A 16934-nucleotide genomic window follows, 5' to 3' on the forward strand; every position below is an offset into this window, starting at 1 on the left:
AGACTGTTTCCGGTGAGGGCGGGGAATGGGGAATGGGGAATAGGGATGAAGTACTTTGCTCCCCAGCAACCAGATGTAGCCAGTGCGATCGCTTCGCTCATCAAGAGGCTTGCCAACCGCCCGAATCTCACCCAGAGTCGTCATCCCGTCGACGTCGCGGTCGCAAAACTGACGTTAATTCAGATGAATACAGCGATAAAATCTCCCCGAAGATTGAACCCGATCGCACACAGAGCGCGATCGGGTTCTTTTTGGCTATTGTGTAACGTCAGTTGTACTTAAGCGCTCAATCGAGCTTGATTCAACCAAAGAGTGAGGGGTTGAGCCGATCTGCGCACTGGCGTTACAGTACCTTCTGTCTGGGAAGCTTGCCAACATCGCAACGGACGATTGCGAAGCTAAGCGCGACCCCCAAAGACCGCGAATCCGTAGAACTTCCACGGTACCAGGAAGGAAGTCAACCCCGCTTCAGTCATCATTTCCAAGTGGCGAGTTAAAGTAGCCAGGCGATCGGGACCGGAGTATCCTTGGAGGATGCTTTGACCCATTTTTGCCCGTACGGCCTCGAGATCGATACCGTTTTGTCGGGCGGACTCTTCCCGCAGCGCTTTGTATTTCTCGGCTAAAGCAGGAGACTCTGCCAACATCGGATCGGCATTCCAGAAGTACCCGCCTTCAACCAAATGTTGGACAACCCAGTGATAGAGTTGTTGCTTCATCTCGTCTTCGAGGTGATGGATGGCAAAAGACGATACGCACGCATCGAACTTTTCTTCCACTTCCGGTACGGTTGCACCCTTTGCCAATTCGCCGAAGTCTGTTTCTACACCCGTCCATCGATCGTCGTACCCAGCCGCATCGATTTTAGCTTGGGCGAACCGCAGCATTCGGGGTGAGTAATCGATACCCACAATTTGAGCGTTCGGACAGCGTTCGAGGAGTTTGAGGCTAAGGGCACCGGTTCCGGTTCCCAAATCGAGAATCCGACGGCAATCTGTCGGAACGCCCAGGACGATCGCCTCTAGCATTTCCTCGTATCCAGGCAACAGTTGGCGAATGCCGGTATCGAAATCTGCCAGATTGACGAAAATTTCCCCGGGAAAAACGGTGTTGCTGCCACCAGAAACTGGCGCTTGGGTCTCTTCAGACGCCTCTTGAGCATCTTCACCATCGCCGAACGCCTTCGTCCCCATGGCAGCGACCCCTGCAGCTAATGCCGCACCGCCCGCAGCCATTGCCTTAGTGAGACCGTTACCATCGTCAACCGGCGAAGTTTCCGCTTCGGTGGTTTCCGGTGCCAGGGTTGCGTCGTCGATTAAGGGAGTCTCGATAATTTCCGCTTCTGGGATCTGGTCTTCAGACGCCTCTTGAGCATCTTCACCATCGCCGAACGCCTTCGTCCCCATGGCAGCGACCCCTGCAGCCAATGCCGCACCGCCCGCAGCCATCGCCGAGGCGAGACCGCTACCATCGTTAACCGGCGAAGTTTCCTCTTCGGTGGTTTCCGGTGCCAGGGTTGCGTCGTCGATTAAGGGAGTCTCGATGGCTTCCGCTTCTGGAGTCGTATCTTTCTCGATCTCAGTCGTCATCGGGTCGGACGGAAGATTTAATCCATCTTCCACCGGTGGCATGTCGCCGTCGGAAGTTTCGAGCGTTAAGGTGTCATCGGTATCGTCGGTGACTTCAGTGGGTTCGCGATCGCCGAATATTTTCGACCCCACGGCAGCCGCTCCCGCAGCCAATGCCGCACCGCCAGCCAATGCCGCTCCTTTCAATGACAGACCCGAATCCGACTCCTCATCCTCGGTGTCGTTTGTCATCGTGCCAGAAGCATCCGCAATGTCTTCCGGGTTATCGCTCGTCCCCTCAGTTCCAGACAGGGCATCTCGCGCCGCATCCACCGTGGATCCCAAACGATCGCCCGCATCAGAGAGAGCCGCACCAATGCCTGCCGCACCGCCAGCAAGAGCGGCTCCCATGCCCGAAAACCCGTTGCTGGCTCCATTGCCGTTGGTACCGGACGGGGTATAGTCTTCGATGAGACCGTTAGTGGAAGTGGGAGAAACTGCCGCTGTGGGGGTTTCATCTTCAGTGGGGTCTTCTGCAGAGGTTTGAGCGCGATCGTCTTCATCGGAGAACGCCGCACCAGCTGCTGCCGCCGCTAGACCCGTACCCACCGCCGAGGTCAGATTGCTCGCAGCATTAGAAGTGGATACATTATCCCGATCGTCTGTCATCGGGGCAGCAGCGTCAGTTACGCCCGTACCGCCGATGGGAGCATTGTCCGGGGGAACCGTACCCGTAGGGGGAAAGTCGCTCCCTTGGGCTGCCTCTTTAGAGTCTTTCATCATCCACCAAAGCGCTCCGCCAGCTAAGCCCAAAGGCAGTAATAACAGCCAGAAGGGTTTCGATCGACCCCTGGAGGAGTCGGCTGCGTCCGTTGCGACGGGTGCTGTTTCTCCCTCCTCAGAGGCAATGGCATTGGTCGCGATGTCGCCGGTTTCAGGCGGGGCTGTCTCTGGGTTCGTCGCGGCAGCAGCGTCCTCGGCAGTTTCCTCGGCATTATCTGCACTGGCATTGTCCTCAGAATCCGCATCGGGTTCTGTTTCGGCTGCGACTTCGGGAGTCTGGGCTTCGGGGGTCTGGACTTGGGATTCGTCCTCAGCGTCAGCCGCAGGAGTTTCCGCTTGGGGTTCGCCCTCGGTATCCGCTGCGGAAATATCAGCCGCAGGAGTTTCCGCTTGGGGTTCGCCCTCGGTATCCGCTGCGGAAGTATCAGCCGCAGGAGTTTCCGCTTGGGATTCACCCTCGGCGTCAGCTACGGAAGTATCAGCAGCAGGAGTTTCCGGCGTGAGAGTGGCGCTGGGAGCAACAGCCACGCCAGATGCGATCGCCGCTGCGAGAGCGTCTTGCTCGACCGGATTGGAAACGAACTCTACAAAAGCGCGGGTTTCCGGACTGGGATCGGTTTTGTGGACGTAGGAAAAGGGTTCAGAGAACGGATACCGGGCATCGTCTGGTAAGGTTTTGTGCATCGCCACGATTTGTACGTCCGAGCGATCCTTCACCTGACTGAAAATCGCGTAACCGATGCCATCTTTCCCCAATTGACGCACCATCTCGTCGGTATCGTCATTCTCTAGGGATGTCGCAGTCGCACCGGAGACAAATGTCGCTTCTTGAAACACCGGGTAATTGCGAAAGGCTTGGCGTAAATCGCTGTCTTCAGGTCGATCGATGACTCGAATGCTTCCGGGTTTGCCGCCCACTTCAGACCAATCGGTAATCTCTCCCCGAAAAATTTGGGCGAACTGCCCGGAGGTGAGACTCTCGGCGAAGGGGTTATTTTCGCCAACGACGATGGCGATTTTTTCCCGATATAACGGAACCTCAACCAACCCTCGGACAGTTTCTTGGGGCGTGAGAGAGCGCCCGATCGCCGCCAAATCGATCTTGCCTGCGAGCAAGGCATCCAGTGCCGCATCCGTGCCACTGGTTCCGAGTTCGATCTTGGCATCGGGAAGCTGTCCTCGATACCGTTGCTCTAGAAGAGTATTAATTTGCGTCATACTGGGAGAGCCGTCGATGCGGACGGTCGCAGTCCCGGTATTGTCCGTCGATTGCGCAAGGGTTTCTAAAGGCGCGTCCGATTGCGCCACGATCGCCTTCGGTGCGAGCAAACTGATGCCCATCGGTGCGGCAGCCAATGCCATCCACAACGATAGCTTTAAAATTGAATTATCTTTTTTTTGTCCCATCAGAATCAAAAGCGAGCAGACTCGCTTTGTATATTATTGATTCTTTCAAATCGAGAAAGATAGGCTAAATATCGCAGTAATAGCACTAAATAGTCAACGGGAATTGTTTACTGTCTGACACAATCGACCAGTAGCAGATCTAAAGCGGTTTTCCGGAATTTTCTGCATGTCGATCCCATATTAAAACTAAAGACTTTTCGTATCCTGTTAGACAAAATCCACTTTCCCGGTACAATAACCACCTGCGGGGGTTCCGATAAGCGCGATCGCAACCTCGATCGTCGGGCAACAACAGCGCGTGGGTTCTAAGGAACGAACTGTGCCCCATCGATCGCGGGTTAGCCAAGCCATAGAGGTCGAGAACTGCCAATTCCGGCAACTGCTGCCGGGCAACCCGAAACGTACCGTCCTATTCTCACCCAACTGTAGATATGCCCAAGGTTCTTGTTTCCGATTCTGTCGATAAAGCTGGAATCGACATCCTCTCCCAAGTTGCTCAAGTGGACGTTAACACGGGGCTATCTCCCTCAGAACTGGTGGCGATGATTCCCGAATACGATGCCTTGATGATTCGATCGGGAACCCAAGTCACCGAAGAAGTCATTACCGCCGGGACGCAGCTCAAAATTATCGGTCGCGCTGGAGTTGGGGTCGATAATGTGAATGTCGCCGCCGCCACCCGCCAGGGAGTCGTCGTCGTCAACTCTCCTCAAGGCAATACGATCGCCGCGGCCGAACACGCCATCGCCATGATGTTAGCCCTGTCTCGCTACATCCCCGATGCCAACCATTCCGTCAAACAAGGGGAGTGGAATCGCAAACAGTATATTGGTACCGAAGTTTACAAAAAAACCTTGGGGGTTGTCGGATTGGGGAAAATCGGTTCCCACGTTGCCAAAGCCGCCAAAGCCATGGGAATGCGCTTGCTGGCCTACGATCCCTTCATTTCTGCCGAACGGGCCGAACAACTCGGCTGCCGCTTGGTCGAACTCGAACTGCTAGTGCGCGAAGCCGACTACATCACCCTGCATATGCCCAAAACCCCGGAAACGGCCAATATGCTCGATGCCCCAATGTTGGCGAAAATGAAGCCGGGCGCTCGATTGGTCAACTGCGCGCGGGGGGGATTAATTGACGAAGCCGCCCTCGCCGAAGCCCTCAAAGAAGAACGGATTGCCGGGGCTGCCCTAGACGTATACGGCAACGAACCCCTCGAAGCAGATTCTCCATTGCGATCGGTGGGTAAAAACTTAATTCTCACCCCCCACCTCGGCGCATCCACGGAAGAAGCCCAGGTGAACGTCGCCATTGATGTCGCCGAACAAATTCGCGATGTCCTCTTGGGATTGCCCGCCCGTTCTGCGGTGAATATTCCCGGACTCTACCCCGAAGCCCTCGCCAAACTCCGTCCCTATCTGGAACTAGCCGAAACCTTAGGAAATTTGGTGGGTCAACTGGCCGGAGGACGAGTCGATTCCCTCAACGTCCGCCTGCAGGGAGACCTGGCCGAACAGCAAAGTCAGCCGATCGTCGTTGCTTCCCTCAAAGGATTGCTTTCTCCAGCCTTGCGGGAACGAGTAAACTACGTCAACGCCAGCATCGAAGCCAAAGAACGGGGCATTCGAATCATCGAAACGCGGGATGCATCGATTCGCGACTACACCGACTCCTTGCACCTGCAAGCCAAAGGTTCCCTCGGCGAACATACCGTCACCGGCGCCCTCCTCGGCGATGGGGAAATTCGCATCACCAGCCTCGACGATTTCCCCATTAACGTGCCACCGATCCAGCATATGCTGTTTACCCGACATCGGGACATGCCCGGAATTATTGGTAAAATCGGCTCCCTGCTCGGTAGCTTTAACGTCAATATTGCCAGTATGCAAGTGGGACGCAAAATCGTGCGCGGCGATGCGGTGATGGTGCTGAGTCTCGACGATCCTTTACCGGAAGGGATTTTGGATGAAATTATGAAAGTCCCCGGTATTCGCGATGCCTATACCGTGACGCTTTAGGGGAAGATGGGGGTGTGGGGGATGAGGAGACAAGGAGACAAGGGGACAAGGGGACAAGGGGAGAAATTTAGTTCGCTCCCAAAGCCTCCGAAGCGCTCGTTGCCCCCGAAGCCTCCCAAAGTCCCATACCCTAAACCCTATAACCGGTAAATATGGCACATAGTTGGTGGGAAATTAAAGTTCTCAGCGATCCGGCACTGGAAGATTCGATCTTTTGGCGTTTGGAGCTATTTGGCTGTCGGGGAACCGCCAGCCAAATGAAGGGAGAAGCCTTTTGGGTCTATGCCTATTTACCCCAGGAAAAGGCTCAAATGCTGGATTTAGCGGCGCTGGCTCTGTGGTTGCGGCAAGATGCTCTCTCGGCGAATTTACCCTCTCCGGTCACGCGATGGAATCTCATCGACGAGGAAGATTGGTCGAGTAGCTGGAAGCAATACTGGCATCCGGAGGAGATAGGCGATCGCTTCTTGGTGTATCCCGCGTGGCTGACGCTGCCGGAAAATCCCGATCGCCTGTTGTTGCGCCTCGATCCGGGGGCGGCATTCGGCACCGGTTCTCACCCCACCACCCAACTGTGTCTGGAGTCTCTGGAAATGCGTCTGGCCGAACCGCAAGCAGAAACCACGCTGCTCGACATCGGCTGCGGTTCGGGGATTTTATCGATCGCCTCGGTATTACTCGGGGCCACTCAGCTCTACGCCGTCGATACTGACTCCCTAGCCGTGGGTGCCACCCGCAGCAACCGCGATCTCAACGGCATCGACCCCAACCGGTTACACACTGAAGTGGGCAGTTTGGAACGGGGGATGGAATTGGCGGCCGGACCGGTGGATGGGATTTTGTGTAATATCCTCGCCGAGACGATCGTGGATATGGTGCCTCAATTTGAAGCCATTTCCAAACCGACAACCTGGGGTATTATTAGCGGCGTTTTGCTCGAACAGGCGAAGGCGATGGCCGATGTTTTAGAGCAAAATGGTTGGATCGTCGCCACCCTTTGGAAGCGAAAAGAATGGTGTTGTTTTAATATTCGCCGAGGGTGAGTGTTGGGAGGCAATGGACAATTGACAATTGACAATTGGGTTGGTTGTGACGATCTTCTCCCTCTTCCCATCACCGCGTCCGGAGCGTCACCGTGTCTCCCCGTCCGCCACCCTGACTGGCAAAACTGACGTTACGATCGCGCACCTTAGCCAGACACCGATTTTGGTAAGATAAGAACGTTGGTCGTTGACCGACCTAACTGGCTAGTGGGCTACCCCATCGATCGCCCATACTAGTCCAGTTCGAAAATAGCTCAAGCCCAAGCGCGTCGGCACTCCGTCATTCTGAGGTAAGAGCATTCTTTTCAGATTCCCTGACCGATTTTGCAGCGAACCTCATGCACCGATCGTTTTTGCTGGCTAAGCTTCACAACTGTACCCTGACCGGAGCCAATCTAGAGTATACCGGCAGCATCAGTATCGATTGTAACTTGTTAGATGCGGTGCAAATCTTACCCTACGAACAGGTGCAGGTGGTGAATATTTCGAATGGGGAACGGTTGATTACCTATGCGATTCCCGCCCCGGCCGGTTCGGGGGTGGTGGAACTTAACGGGGCAGCTGCTCGCTTGGGGGCAAAAGGCGATCGGGCGATCGTGATGACTTACGGACAGCTGACCCCCGAAGAAATTGCCAACCACTCACCCACCGTTGCCATCGTCGGCGATCGCAATCAGATTCTCGAAATTCGCCGAGATCGAGATGCAATCGTCCCCACGCACTTGCTTTAATGACTAGATCGGCGATCGAAATCAAAAATTCGATTTCTATAGCGATGTCATGAATTTCTTCTCCCTTTCCCCCTTTCCCTTTCCCCTTTCCCTCTTTTTCGGGTTTAATCAGTTTTGTTGCAACCCACTAACCTCCTTTCTCGCCTCAAAGCTCGCCTCGCCCCAGAATTCTGGGAAATTCTCGCTCGCACCGCAGAACTGGCCCAACAACGACAGTGGCATCTCTATATCGTCGGGGGAATTGTCCGGGATTTACTGTTACTCGATGGAGAGGGGGGCGTTCGCTTAAACTTACCCGATATCGATTTAACCGTCGATCGCGCGCCCGAAGCGGCCACGCCGGGGGCGGGGATCGAACTGGCAACAGCCCTGCAACAGCACTACCCCAAGACTCGTTTGGAGGTATTCTCCGCCTTCGGAACGGCTACCCTCACTTGGATCGAAGACGATCGACTCAAAGGCTTCTCCATCGACTTTGCTACCGCTAGAACCGAAACCTACGCTTATCCCGGTGCGAACCCCGAAGTGCGGGCGAGTTCCATTCGCGAAGACTTGTACCGACGGGATTTTACCGTCAATGCCTTTGCGGTGCGTCTCACTACCCCCGCACGGGGCGAACTGCTGGATTTTTTTGACGGACTCGCACACTTAGACAACCGACACCTGCGGGTTCTGCACGATCGCAGTTTGATTGACGATCCGACGCGGATGTATCGGGGGGCACGGTTTGCAGTGCGCTTCGGCTTCGAGTTCGACGAGCGCACCCAACAACTGATTCAAGAAGCCCTCGCCAGTGGCATTTACCCCCAAACCCTCGCAGAAATTGCCAAAGTCCCGGCCCTGCAAACCCGAATGAAGGCGGAATTGCGCTACACCCTCGGCGCATCCTACTGGCAAAAAGCCCTCGCGAAACTAGCCGCTATCGATGCCTTGCGATGCCTCCATCCCACCCTCACTCTCGACGAGAGGCTGTGGTACCGGCTGCGATGGGTGTCTCGCGGGTGGCAGCGTTTCGCTTCCCATCTACCGGATCTTTGGCTGACGCGATTGGAAGTTATTCTCGCCCATCTCGCCCCGGAATTTCGGGAGTCCGTTGCCCGCAATCTCCAACTACCCGGTGACAGTATCGATCGCCTCAAAAACCTCGATCGCTGGCATCAGACCCTGGGCGAGGCACTCCCGAAATGCGATCGAGCAAGCCAAGTCGTGCGCTGCCTCCAACCCCATCGTTGCAAGAATCTGTGGCTGGCGACGGTCACCAGTCCGCGATCGATTCGTCGCCCCCTGTGGCAGTATCTCATCCGATGGCAAGAGGTTAAAGCGCCCCTAAACGGCAAGAAATTACAGCAGATGGGTTATCAGTCCGGACCCCATTTCCGAGAAATGTTAGAGGCATTAAAAGCCGCTATGGTGGATGGGGAAATAGGTGGCAATACGCCAGAAGAGATTGATGAAAGCGCTCGATTGTTCGTTCTCGATCGCTATCCGCTTTCGCCCTAAGGTTTTTCCCATTGTTCTTTCAATGCTCTCAAGCTCAATGCTATTGCCCCGTACGCGATTGTCGGGTTGGTATAAGTCGGGTTGGTATAAGTCGGGTTGGTATAAATTGAATGGATCGATTTACTGCAATGGAGGCATTCGTCAGAGTCGCCGAAACGGGTAGCTTTTCTGAGGCATCTCGACAGTTAGGACTTGCGGTTTCCTCTGTCACTCGTCAGGTCAACTCTCTCGAAAAGATGCTGAATACTCAACTGACGAATCGTTCCACCCGCAGGATCTCGCTAACTCCCCAAGGGCGTCAATATTATGAAAAAATTGTGCGAATTCTCCAAGATGTAGAAGCTGCGAATCTTTCGGTGGCCGAACAAGATGAAATACCTAGAGGTATCTTGCGGGTCAGTTTACCTGTAGCTTTCGGACGGCTCTATATTGCACCTTTAATTCAACCTTTCTTGGTGCATTATCCTGAAATGAAACTCAATTTAGTCTTGAGCGATACGTTAGCAAATCCTGTCGAAGAAGAACTAGATTTGGTCATTCGTTTGGGGAACTTAGAGCGCTCTGGTGCGAGTTGGTTAGTCCGAAAAATTGCCTCTTATCGGCGCATCGTTTGTGGGAGCGATGCCTATTTTAACCAACACGGACAGCCGAAACATCCAGAAGATTTGGTTAACCATAATTGTTTATGTTTTAGCTATTCTACCGGTTCGGAAGTCTGGCGATTTAAACGGGGTCAGGAAGTCTGTGATGTCAAAGTTAAGGGGTCGTTAGTTGCTAATAATTCTGAAGTCCTTCGCCAAGCCTGTTTAGATGGTTTGGGTTTAATTCTGATGCCGACTTGGTTGATTGGCAACGATCTTCAACACCATCGATTAAAAGCCATTCTGGAGGATTTTCAGTTTTATCCTCCGATCGATATGGATACGGGAATTTATGCCCTTTACTTATCGAATCGTCGTCATTCATTGAGAGTGCGAGCTTTCATTGATTTCTTGACTCAACATCTGAATCACTTAAGCTAACGCACGCTCTTGCAGTGCGAGGCGAATAATACGGGTGAGGGATCGGGTCGTATCTCGTCGAGAGCATTAAGTTAACGTCAGTTTTGCTACCGCGACCTCCCCGGGATGCCGACTCTGGGTGACATTCGGGCGGTCGGCAAGCCTCTTGATGAGCGAAGCGACAACACTGGCTAAATCTCCTTGCTTAGGAGGAAAGTACTCCATCCCCATTCCCTATTCCCCATTCCCCGCCCTCACCTGAAATAGTCTTACCCAAAACTGACGTTAAGTTACGGACTTCAACCACTCGTGAAAGGTCGGCATGACAGCAGCTCGATCGAGTATTTTTGCATTTTACGCAAAAGTATTTGGCTTAAACGTCATATTCACATTCTTTTTAAACAGAGTTACGGTGAAATAGTCGCAGTTGAGGCGACACCCATTCACCCTCTACAACCATTCAGGAGAGTTATCGATGAAGACATTACAAGGCAAAACTGCGATCGTGACGGGTTCTTCAAAAGGGATCGGAGCAGCGATCGCCAAAAAATTAGCCGCAGAAGGAGCGCATGTCATCATCAACTACGCCCGTTCTGCCAGTGCGGCAGAGCAAGTGGTTGAAGAGATTCAAGCTCAGGGCGGACAAGCCACAATGGTGCAGGCAGACATGTCGAGTCCTTCTGGTGTTGAAACTTTGTTTGCCCAGGCCGATCGAATCTTGGATGGTCGCCTCGATATCCTGGTCAACAATGCAGGCTTTTTTCCCCTAGGTACTTTAGAAGAATCAACCCCGGAAGACTTCGAGAAGATCGTCAATTTGAACGTTCGCGGCGTGTTTCTTGCAGCTCGCGAAGCGATCTCGCGCATGGAAGAAGGGGGCAGAATTATCAACATCGGCAGCATTTTTGGCGAACGCATGCCCTTACCCGGAATTGGACTGTATACGATGAGTAAATTTGCCGTGGCTGGCTTTACCCGAGCCTGGTCGCGAGATTTAGGTCCGCGTAAGATTACCGTCAACACCGTCCAACCCGGTCCGATCGATACCGAACTCAACCCCGCAGAAGGAGAATTTGCAGAGCAGATCCTACCTTACACGGCATTGGGACGCTACGGTCAGCCTCAAGAAGTCGCCGCCCTGGTTGCCTTTCTCGCCTCAGAAGCCGCTGCCTACATTACTGGAGCCAGCTTAACGATTGATGGTGGTGTGAATGCTTAGTGGTTGAAACAGTCAAGATTTCCTCATGGATCGAGCAACCTAGAGAATCTGCTTTGCAAAAAGTTACCCGGATTACAATATTAAGTAATCCGGGTAGCAATATCCAATTAAATTGACCTAAATGTATCTTTTCTGTGACCCAAGTTTAAAGCACCATTTCAACCTGATTGACAAACATAATTCAGCATATCCTGAGTGGCTTGGCTTTCGGGGGAATAGGTTCCAAAATCTTCGACGTACCATTCATTTTTAGAACAATCCGCCATCGCATTCAATTCTTCTTCATTGAGGCTATAGGAAAAGGCGACGAGATGATTCGAACCATTCTGACCTTTGAAAATACTATCGCTATCGACGTAGAGTGCTTCTCCGGTGGAAGCATGTCCGATGTAAACCCAATTCGTCGCAAAAGCCGGTGCCGCAGCAGAGAAAGTGGCGAGGAATGTGGTAACAGCGGTTATTACGGAGTTATATTTCATATGGAAAATGAAATCTCGCTGAGTAACGCTTCTGTTCTAGTATACTTTTTTCGTTTTTGTCAATTATTTTGCATAATTTTTTGCATTCTGGATTAATCAATCAATCGATCGCTCGATCTAAATCCGAGGCAAACATTTGAGTATAACCGATATCTCTAAAAATCGGTTTTAAATTAATGTCAGCGAAGTGGCAAGATTATCGACGAATTTGGGCAAGCTGACTGACCGAAAAGTTTTCCAATCTTCGATCGATAGGAACCATCAGATTCAAGAACTTCGACCGATTGCCTTCAGTGGAAAAATCAAACGGTATCCATCAAAATAAGATAAATCACGCCGATTGGCTTGAGAAATGAGAACAAACGGTAGGGGGGTAACGATCGGGCGACCGTTACCACCGTACCGGGATTTTACGAATCTTCTTCCGTATTATTTAATAACGCAAAGGCAAATCGGTGGATAGCCGCGATATTAGAAATTATCGCCAAAATCACCAGCAAGGGCAAAATTTTCCCCGCCAGCAACCCAAGAATAATTAACACCGTTCGGGTCGATCGACTGCCGATCGAAGACACCGTACTTTTGCCAGCTGCTTCAACGCGGGCGCGAACGTAGGGGACGATCGTCGTCCCTAAAAGTGCTAGCAATCCGGCCACAATATACTCGTTGGGCGATACCAAAATCATCGCCGCAATGAGGGAAAAATCCACATATCGATCGAGAACGCTATCGAGAATATCCCCTTGCCCGGAGGCAATTCCCCGCGCCCTGGCTAAATCTCCATCCAGGCAATCTAAAATTCCACTGAGGGCGATCGCCCCGACGGCCAGTCCGTACTGATGCTGCCAAATCGACCAAGCCGCAAGCGGGCCACCGACGGCAGCGGACAACCAGCTAATGCCGTTGGGGGTAATCCAAGGGAAATCGAGGAGGGCGGCGGCTACCCGTTCGGTGATGAAATGAACCGCGCGATCGATGGGGGGTCTGGAGGGGGCGATCGAATTTTCCGGTTGAGGGACTTCTAAAGACTGTTTCGATGGAGGAGTCCACGATCCGTCTGACATAGTTGGTTCGGAGTTTATTGGTATAAATGGATTGCAGAATCGTTGCCACCGTAGCATATCTCGGTTAAGAGAAAAGACATCTCTGTTTAAAGGAGAAGGGGAAAGGGGGAAAGGTGAAGGGGGAAGTCTCGAAGGAATTTATGACTTCCCCATAGACAGTCAGCATTCAGTTCTTTTCAAGCTTGACTGAATTTATCGATCGCAGACGATTCCCGCCTCTGCTGCCGTGGAAAACTCGATCGGGACGAAAGAAAATCCAAAAGGTTGTTTCCCGCAGGGCAATACTCGCACCAGTTCGATCGACGGATTGCGACGATCGCCCGTTGCCTCGAATTGAATCGTTCCCGTGGCCCCCGTTGCGGAAAAATTGGCATCGGCGAGGGTTTTTTGAAGGCGACGAGAGCGCATTTTCGGATCGAGATAGGTCTGGAACACTTCGATGGGGTTGAGAGAAGATTGCGCTTCGATCGCTTCAACCAACACCTGCGTCGCATCGTAAGCCGTCGCCGTGCGCCAACCCACCGTTTCCCCCCACAGATTTTTCCCCGCTTCGGGAAACTCCGAGTTCGGACTTTTAGCCATATGCCAGGGAACCGTCACCACTAACTTTTGCGCCCGGTCTTTTTCCTCCAAAATATCGGTTGCATACAATCCCGTACCCGCCCCCATCCAATCCCGATTGTCATTGCCTTCGAGAACTTTCAACGCATTGGGAAACGCAAATCCATCGACTTGCGCGTCAGGGAACAGCAGCAAACCGTTTGCTCCTTTCGCCCGCACTCGTTCTAGCCTCACCCTCGCATCGAAGTCCGACTCCGATAAATCGATCTCCTCGACGATGGTTCCTCCCCCCGCTTGAAAATGTTTCGAGAAGCCATCGCGCAAGGAACGGCTAGCGGGTTTCCCCGGATTGTAAAAAATGGCAGCCTGTTGGAATTTTTCGAGCAGGTACTCGGCTAAGACGTGAGTGCTGTTCTCTTCTCCGGCAAGGGTGCGAAAGAAGAAGGGATTCTCCAAACCCGTCAGTTCATCGGAAGAACTGGTGGCCGAAATCAACACCTGCTGGTGGCGTTTGTAAATCTCCATCGCCGCCAGGGTGGTGGCGCTGGTAGAATGTCCGACAACGGCGATAACCCCCGATCGCTTTCCCAATTCTCCGGCGATATTTTGCGCCTGTAGTTCGTCGTTATCGTCGTTGGCAACCAAGACTTGCAGCTTCCAATCGAAATCTTCCCCATTGTTAATCGCGTCTTGAGCTTGAGCGACACCTCGCAATACTTCCAAGCCTGGGGTTTGCCAGTTTGCCGGTTTTTCCAAGGGAACTACCACGGCGATGGTATAGATGCGATCGCCACTGGTGGCTAACTTGGCGTTGTTGAGGTAGATGAGGGTTTCGGGATCGTTGGGTTGTTGCACGCGCGCTGCCTCCAACAATTCGATCGCTTGCGGGTAATTCTCTCGTGCAAATGCCTCCACCCCCTCCTTTTTGTCTGATATCGGGTTTCCCCCCACGAGAATTTCTTCCCCACAGCTTAAATGGTCATTTTGGGCACTCGAACAGGTGTCTGGGGCCAAAAATCGCCATCCGGTAATGCCTATTGCCACACCTCCACAAACGATCGCCAATCCTAACGCCAATCGAGTCGCGAGATCGCACCACCAGGGTTTCTCCAATTCGCGCACTGCTTCGAGGGCTTCAACAGCACTCGAATAGCGATCGTTGAAGTGATAGCGCACCATGGTTTGCAAAATTTCCCGAAATTTCGAGCGAATGGGGAGATTCGGCAATACAAGATTCCCTGCTTCATCTCGCGAGAACTGGCTTTGAAACTGGTTTGGATGCAACCCCGTCAACGCTTGGATGCAAGTACACCCGACGGCGTAGATATCGCTGCTGGGTTTGGTTACTCTTCGGGTTTGTTCCGGGGGCATATAACCGGGGATGCCGATAGCACGAGTGGTAAATTCTGGCTCGTTATTCCCTTCTTCGTCATTGTCATTGCTTTCTAAAGTCCCGATTTCTTTGACGGCTCCAAAATCGATTAAGGCTATTTTGCCGTCAGACGCGCAGCGAATCAGGTTGCCTGGGTGAAGATCCCGATGGACGACAACGACATCACATTGATGGACGACACGAGGTTGATGGACGAACGCCAAAACTTCTAAGATATCTCGCAGTAAGGCAAGGGTGTCTGCTTCGTTCCAGAGTAGATTGGAGATGAATTCGTTTTTGAGCGGGTGACCTTCAATATATTCTTGAACTAAGTAAAAATAGCCCTGTTCTTCGTTACATCCTTCTTCAAAGGAATCGACGAATTTAGGTATTTTAAGATGCTCTCCCAGTTGTATAAGGGCTTCAACTTCTCGCTCGAACAGCGTTGTTGCTTGTTCTAACAATTCCGTCTCTTCCGATGGCGGTTGGGGAATTTCTTTGACAACCACCCAATCGAAAGTTGCCAAGTCTAGCGCCAAGTAAGTCACCCCAAAGCCGCCTCGTCCTAATTCTCGATCGATTAGGTAGCGATCGTGTAAAACATCGTATTCTTGAACTGAGTAAAAGTTGCCCCGTTCTTCAAAAGAATCGACAAGTTGGGGAATTGGAGAATGCTCTTCGAGTTGTATAAGGGCTTCAACTTCTTGCTCGAATCGAATTCTTGCCTCTTGTAAATCCTCCTCCGAGATCGGTTGGGGAATTTCTTTAACAACTACCCAATCGAAAGTTGCCAAGTCTAGCGCCAAGTACGTCACCCCAAAGCCGCCCCGTCCTAATGCTCGATCGATGATGTAGCGATCGCGCAAGATATCCCCTGGATTCAGACACATGGGTGTTGCAACATCCTCAGCTCGAAGACACTCGTTCGTGTCGATCTTGCCATAGAATTCATGTAACGCCGATTTTTTCAGGTAAAAGCAAGATTTGGTGCCGGTCAAGTCTTGTAGACCGATGCCATTTTGGAAATCGGGCAGAAATGTCATCTTCGCTGAGGTGAAGCCAGAATCTTCACTCCGGAGCGATCGGTTATTTTTTTGTTCTTTCCAAAGTCGAGGGGAGAGATTTTCCCGATCGAGTAACGAAGAGAAAACACCTTTTAATCGAGACTCTCGATCGATACCTTTTTTTTCTGAGTTAACGACATGGCAATATTCTTTTCCCAATAGGCACTTTCATTAATAAAGACGGGATAGACGGTATTTTGACCGTGATAGAAAATTTCGGTGCCGTCAAATCGAACAAAGAGGGGATCGCCTTCATTCAGCGGTAAGTAATCTCGACCCTGAAGCCATGGATGAATCATGGCAACGACCCCCCCTTCCTCATCTCTCGGGTAGTTGACCGTTTGCCAGTAAGCATAGAGTTCTAGTTCTTGGGGATCGAGGATTTCTATCTCTCGATTGTATCGATCTAAATAATCTAAAATCTCTAAAATTAAATTCTCAGTTTTTTGAAATAACGTGGCATCTAAAATTCCTTGCGCGACGCCACCCACTTCGATCGTTAAACTCAAATCGCAAATATTTCTTAATCTATTTTTATCTTGACTGCCTTCCGTTTGTAAAATTCTAACCTCAGAATTACGAGAAACAAGATATGCCGCCAACCGTAAATTAAACGGACAATCGTTATCGACTAGAAGGGTTAGCCCCATATTTGAAGTCGTAGAATGCAGGTCAATCAAAAAATTAATACCATCGGCTTGGACTTGGCGATAAATGTTTTTTGCCAAAACCTGCTCGTATCCAAATAAATCGGGATTCTCCAAATCTAGAACGTTGAAGCAACGATTTAGATCGATATCGATATACCTCGTCCTTGCTTCAATGGCTTTGGGGTTAGCCAAAAATGTCAGCGTATCAAAACTCGAGCGGCGAATTATATCGGGAAAATTTTTAAATTTTTTTACTAGATACACCCCGGTAGATTCGTTACCGTGAGTTCCACCAAAAATGGCGACGCGATCGATTTTTGAGTTCATGACATTCATCGCTAATTTTTCCCAAGAACAACCGCAGGATAGAGCTGCACTCATCGCATTAGTTGAGTTGAGAATTGCCGCTATTTTCCTACAGTAAAATGAGTGACATATATTTTCAAGATATATCTTATATTAAAAAGCAAATTAATC

Annotated in this window: 12 protein-coding genes; 6 read left to right on the forward strand and 6 right to left on the reverse strand. The window is 51.6% G+C overall.

Annotated features, from left to right (window positions below):
* Positions 1-398 precede the first annotated feature (398 nt).
* The gene (locus AC2215_RS02440) at positions 399-3758 is read right to left on the reverse strand and encodes a substrate-binding domain-containing protein (protein ID WP_486808359.1); all 3360 of its coding nucleotides are present in this window, start codon (positions 3756-3758) and stop codon (positions 399-401) included.
* Between the two features lie 431 nt (positions 3759-4189).
* On the opposite strand from AC2215_RS02440, the gene serA reads away from it, so the two are divergent.
* The 5 genes from serA (at position 4190) to AC2215_RS02465 (ending at position 10069) form a co-directional block, all read left to right on the forward strand.
* Positions 4190-5773 carry a phosphoglycerate dehydrogenase gene (gene serA, locus AC2215_RS02445; RefSeq protein ID WP_486808360.1) on the forward strand — a complete coding sequence of 528 codons (1584 nt, stop codon included), beginning with the start codon at positions 4190-4192 and terminating at the stop codon, positions 5771-5773.
* Between the two features lie 152 nt (positions 5774-5925).
* On the forward strand, positions 5926-6816 hold the full coding sequence (gene prmA / locus AC2215_RS02450) for a 50S ribosomal protein L11 methyltransferase (protein WP_486808361.1): 891 nt from the start codon (positions 5926-5928) through the stop codon (positions 6814-6816).
* Between the two features lie 338 nt (positions 6817-7154).
* On the forward strand, positions 7155-7547 hold the full coding sequence (panD, locus tag AC2215_RS02455) for an aspartate 1-decarboxylase (protein WP_486808362.1): 393 nt from the start codon (positions 7155-7157) through the stop codon (positions 7545-7547).
* Positions 7548-7661: 114 nt separating this feature from the next.
* Positions 7662-9047 (forward strand): CCA tRNA nucleotidyltransferase, encoded by a 1386-nt coding sequence (locus AC2215_RS02460; RefSeq protein WP_486808363.1) that lies wholly within the window; start codon positions 7662-7664, stop codon positions 9045-9047.
* A 110-nt stretch (positions 9048-9157) separates the two neighbouring features.
* On the forward strand, positions 9158-10069 hold the full coding sequence (locus AC2215_RS02465) for a LysR family transcriptional regulator (RefSeq protein ID WP_486808364.1): 912 nt from the start codon (positions 9158-9160) through the stop codon (positions 10067-10069).
* A gap of 66 nt (positions 10070-10135) precedes the next feature.
* Here AC2215_RS02465 and AC2215_RS02470 read toward each other — a convergent pair whose 3' ends face one another.
* Positions 10136-10273, reverse strand: a complete 138-nt coding sequence (locus tag AC2215_RS02470; protein WP_486808365.1) for a hypothetical protein — start codon at positions 10271-10273, stop codon at positions 10136-10138.
* A 250-nt stretch (positions 10274-10523) separates the two neighbouring features.
* Between AC2215_RS02470 and AC2215_RS02475 the strand changes: the two genes are divergently transcribed.
* Entirely contained in the window at positions 10524-11267 is a 744-nt protein-coding gene (locus AC2215_RS02475) for an SDR family NAD(P)-dependent oxidoreductase (RefSeq protein ID WP_486808366.1), read from the forward strand.
* Positions 11268-11425: 158 nt separating this feature from the next.
* On the opposite strand, the gene AC2215_RS02480 is transcribed toward AC2215_RS02475, so the two are convergent.
* The 4 genes from AC2215_RS02480 to AC2215_RS02495 form a co-directional block, all read right to left on the reverse strand.
* Positions 11426-11746, reverse strand: coding sequence for a hypothetical protein (locus AC2215_RS02480; protein WP_486808367.1), 321 nt, complete (start codon positions 11744-11746; stop codon positions 11426-11428).
* 410 nt (positions 11747-12156) lie between these two features.
* The gene (locus AC2215_RS02485) at positions 12157-12810 is read right to left on the reverse strand and encodes a CDP-alcohol phosphatidyltransferase family protein (protein WP_486808368.1); all 654 of its coding nucleotides are present in this window, start codon (positions 12808-12810) and stop codon (positions 12157-12159) included.
* 192 nt (positions 12811-13002) lie between these two features.
* A complete protein-coding gene (locus AC2215_RS02490; RefSeq protein ID WP_486808369.1) occupies positions 13003-15786 on the reverse strand; it encodes a protein kinase domain-containing protein in 2784 nt (927 codons plus the stop codon).
* A gap of 113 nt (positions 15787-15899) precedes the next feature.
* Complete coding sequence (locus AC2215_RS02495; RefSeq protein WP_486808370.1) at positions 15900-16838, reverse strand: aspartoacylase; 939 nt, start codon at positions 16836-16838, stop codon at positions 15900-15902.
* Positions 16839-16934: the final 96 nt, after the last annotated feature.

It is taken from the genome of Zarconia sp., from assembly GCF_057467645.1.